Raw genomic sequence first — 3600 nt, 5'->3', positions numbered from 1 at the left:
CCCCGCCAGCAGCACGGCCACCCCCAGCGAGAGGGCGATGCGGTCGCGCCACTCCACGGCCAAGGCCGCGGCACCGATGGCGACGATCGCCATCGACCACGGCCAACGCGGTCCGCGCACCGCCTGGGCCGCCAGCACCCCCAACCCGTAACTGCCGATGAAGTAGAGTGCCCACAAATCCAGATCCGGGTGGCGGTTGACGTGCAGCAGCGACACGGCGATGCAGCCGATCAGCAGCGCCAGGGCCAGGACGTTGCGCCGCGGCGCGGGCGCCAGCTGGGTGGCGATCCAGGCCAGCCCAGCCACCAGCGCGTAGAGCTGAAAATCGATGGCCACATACCACGCCCCGGCGGCGATGGCCGGTACCTCGACGATGTCGTGCAGCAGCAGCGCGTGGGCCAACCAGGTGCCCGGCGTGGCCGACTGCAAGCGCAGGTCGTCGGACAGCCAGGGGCGCAGCAGGGTGGCCATCCCCGCCGCCAGCGCCATCGCGACCAGGAATGGCGGCACCAGACGCCGGTAGCGCTGGAGCACCGCGGTCCGCAGCAGCCGCCCATCGGTGGGCCGCAGCAGCGTGCCCGCCGCCAAAAAGCCGCCCACCACCAAAAACACCTGCACCGCCTTGCGGGCGTGGTCGTACAGGGCGTCGGCCAGGGCTGGCGCCTGGGTCCACAGGGCGTCCGACAGGGGGCCGTAGGCCGACAGGTGGTGCCAGACGATGCACTGCGCGGCCAGCACCTTCAGCGCATCGACCAGGGGTTGGCGCGCGCGGGTCATGCCGGGGTGCCAACAGTCAGGAGGGCGTTCGCGTCGAGCCGCAGTCGGCTTTGAAACTGCCGCCGCTCGCCGGTGACCGGATCGTCGAACGCGAGGGACTGGGCCAGCAGTTGCAGCGGTTGCGTGTAGTCCTCGGGGTCGTCGGGGCCGCGCCGGGCAACGGGGTAGAACTGGTCGCCGACGATGGGCAGTCCCAGCGCATGCAGATGCACCCGGAGCTGGTGGCGCTTGCCGGTCACCGGGCGCAGCCGATAGCGGGCGTAGCAGCCGTCCGGGCCCAGGCGTTCCAGCAGCTCGATCCAGGTTTCGCTGTTGGGCGGCAGGGCCTCGTCGGCGGTGGCCTCGCGCATGCGGTAGAAGGCAGCCTCGTCCTCGCGCAGGTGGCTCACGCGGCGCTGCGGCCAAATCAGGTCGTCGCGCCACGGGGCGATGGCCTCGTAGGTCTTGTCCACCCGGCGCTCGCGAAACAGCCGCTGGTAGGCATCCCGCTCTGCAGCGCGCACGCTAAACACCACCAGCCCCGCGGTCTCGCGGTCGATGCGGTGCAGCGGGCTGAGCTCGGGCAACCCGAGCGCCTGCTTCAGGCGCACCAGCAGCGTTTCGCGCACGTAGCGCCCGCCGGGCGTGACCGGCAGAAAGTGCGGCTTGTCCACCACCAGCAGGTGCGCGTCGCGAAACAGAATCGCTTCCCGAAACGGGATGCGCGGCTCCTCGGCCAGCGTGCGCCAGTAGTAGACGCGCTGACCGTGCAGGTAGGGGGTGTGCTGATCCAGGGCACGCCCGTCGTCGTCCACCACGTCGCCCGCGCGCAGGCGGGCGCGCCACTCGTCGCGTGGAATGCGCGGCAGCCGCTCGGCCAGAAAATCCAGCAGCGTTGGCCAAGGGCTGTGCCGCAGCCGCGGCAGCGCGACGCAACTGGGCGACACCCCGTCGCGCATGGGAATGTCCGCGTTCTTGGGCAGCCGGGCCATCGCGGGGGGCGGGCGTCAAAACGGGGTGCGGCCCGGCACGCGCGCCAGCACCCGCAGGTCTGGTCCCACCGGTTGGACCGAGGTAAAGGTCAGGGGCCAGCCGTCCTCCAGCCGCGTCAGCGGTCCCAGGTCGGTTAGGCCGATGCCGGTGCCCAGCAGGCGCGGCGCCAGATACAGCAGCAACTCGTCCACCAGCCCCGCGCGCCACCACGAGGCATTGAGTTTGGCCCCGGATTCGATGTGCAGCTCGTTGACCTCCCGCGCGGCCAGATCGGCCAGCACCGCGGCCAGATCCACCGTGGGTGGCCCGCCCGCCGTCTTGGGCGGACCGGGGCGGTCCACCACCGTCACCCCCAGCGCCGCCAGCGCGGCGCGTTGGTCGGTCTGGGCTGCCGCGGTGGCCGGGTCACTGGCGGTGTAGACGATCACCGCTCCCGGCGGTTGCAGGATGCGCGCCGCTGGGTCGATCGCCAGCGCCGAGTCGAGCACCACGCGCAGCGGCTGCCGGGCCGTGGGTACGTGCCGCACGTCCAGCCGCGGGTTGTCGCTGCGCACCGTGCCAACGCCGGTGAGCAGCGCCCCGGCCCGGCGCCGCCAGGCATGGCCGTCGGTCCGCGCGGCCTCGCTGGTGATCCACTGGCTGATGCCGTTGGGGAGTGCGGTGGTGCCGTCCAGCGAGGCGGCCACCTTCATGCGCACCCAGGGGCGGCCGTGGCGCATGCGCTGCCAAAAGCCGATGTTGAGCTCGCGCGTCGCCTGCGCGGCCGGGTGGTCGTCGGGCAGTGGGTCCACCACCACCCCGGCGGCGCGCAGGCGCTGCAGGCCCCTGCCGGCCACGCGGGGGTTGGGGTCTATGGCGGCCACGACCACCCGCACCACGCCGGCGGCGATCAGCGCGTCGCAGCACGGTGGCGTGCGCCCGTGGTGGCTGCAGGGCTCCAGCGTCACATAGGCGGTGGCACCGCGCACGTCGGCACCGGCGGCCTGGGCAGCGCGCAGCGCCATCACCTCGGCGTGGGCTTGGCCCGCGGCCTGGGTGTGACCGTCGAAGGCGCGGCCATCGGGCAGCACCAGACGGCAGGCCACGCGCGGATTGGGGTCCGATAGGCCCACGGCGCGCTCGGCCAGCGCGGTCAGGTCGTCCCAGATCTGGGCCTCATCCATGGCGGCGCGCAAAGACCAGGTCCCACACGCCATGACCCAGGCGCAGGCCGCGTTGCTCGAACTTGGTCAAGGGGCGGTAGTCGGGGCGCGGCGCGTAGCCGGCGAGCGCCGGATCGGTGCTGGTGTTGGCCAACCGCGGTTCGGCCGACAGCACGGCCAGCATCTGTTCGGCGTAGGGCTGCCAGTCGGTGGCACAGTGCACATAGCCACCGGGCTTGAGCCGGCCGGCCAGCAGCGCGACGAACGGCGGTTGGATCAGTCGGCGCTTATGGTGGCGTTTTTTGTGCCAGGGGTCGGGAAAGAAGATGTGCACCCCGTCCAGCGACCCCTCGGGCAGCATGTGGGTGAGGACCTCCACTGCGTCGTGTTGCAGGATGCGGATGTTGTCGATGCCCTGCTCACCGATGCGCTTGAGCAGCGCCCCGACGCCGGGCTCGTGCACCTCGCAGCACAAAAAATTGTCGTCGGGCCGCACGCGCGCGATGTGGGCCGTGGCCTCGCCCATGCCAAAGCCGATTTCCAACACCAGCGACGCACGGCGGCCGAAGGCCGCGTCGGCATCCAGCGGCGCCGGAGCATAGGGCAGCAAATAGCGGGGGCCTAGCATCTGCAGCGCCTTGGCCTGGCCGGTGGTGGTGCGGCCGGCCCGCAGCACGAAGCTGCGAATCGTTTTGGGGTGGGCTACACC

Annotated in this window: 4 protein-coding genes; all 4 read right to left on the bottom strand. The window is 71.8% G+C overall.

The features are described from left to right. On the bottom strand, positions 1-777 hold a 777-nt coding region (locus tag V7026_RS11200), incomplete at its 3' end, for an acyltransferase family protein (RefSeq protein WP_334155457.1). Beyond that, on the bottom strand, positions 774-1748 hold the full coding sequence (locus V7026_RS11195) for a pseudouridine synthase (protein ID WP_334155456.1): 975 nt from the start codon (positions 1746-1748) through the stop codon (positions 774-776). The genes V7026_RS11200 and V7026_RS11195, both read right to left, overlap by 4 nt. Positions 1749-1763: 15 nt before the next feature. Next, the gene (ribD, locus tag V7026_RS11190; RefSeq protein ID WP_334155455.1) at positions 1764-2912 is read right to left on the bottom strand and encodes a bifunctional diaminohydroxyphosphoribosylaminopyrimidine deaminase/5-amino-6-(5-phosphoribosylamino)uracil reductase RibD; all 1149 of its coding nucleotides are present in this window, start codon (positions 2910-2912) and stop codon (positions 1764-1766) included. Continuing rightward, positions 2905-3600: tRNA (guanosine(46)-N7)-methyltransferase TrmB (gene trmB / locus V7026_RS11185; protein WP_334155454.1), on the bottom strand; the 696-nt coding region annotated here is incomplete at its 5' end. The genes trmB and ribD, both read right to left, overlap by 8 nt.

It is taken from the genome of Tepidimonas sp., from assembly GCF_036825565.1.
In the GTDB taxonomy this organism is placed as follows: Bacteria; Pseudomonadota; Gammaproteobacteria; order Burkholderiales; family Burkholderiaceae_C; genus Tepidimonas.
The sequence above is the reverse complement of the archived record's forward strand: the minus strand, read 5'-3'. Positions and strand labels throughout refer to the sequence as shown.

Bases quoted from the DNA above. Each gene is read 5' to 3' on its own strand.
- V7026_RS11195 (WP_334155456.1), bottom strand. From the start codon at position 1,748: ATGGCCCGGCTGCCCAAGAACGCGGACATTCCCATGCGCGACGGGGTG.
- ribD (WP_334155455.1), bottom strand. From the start codon at position 2,912: ATGGATGAGGCCCAGATCTGGGACGACCTGACCGCGCTGGCCGAGCGC.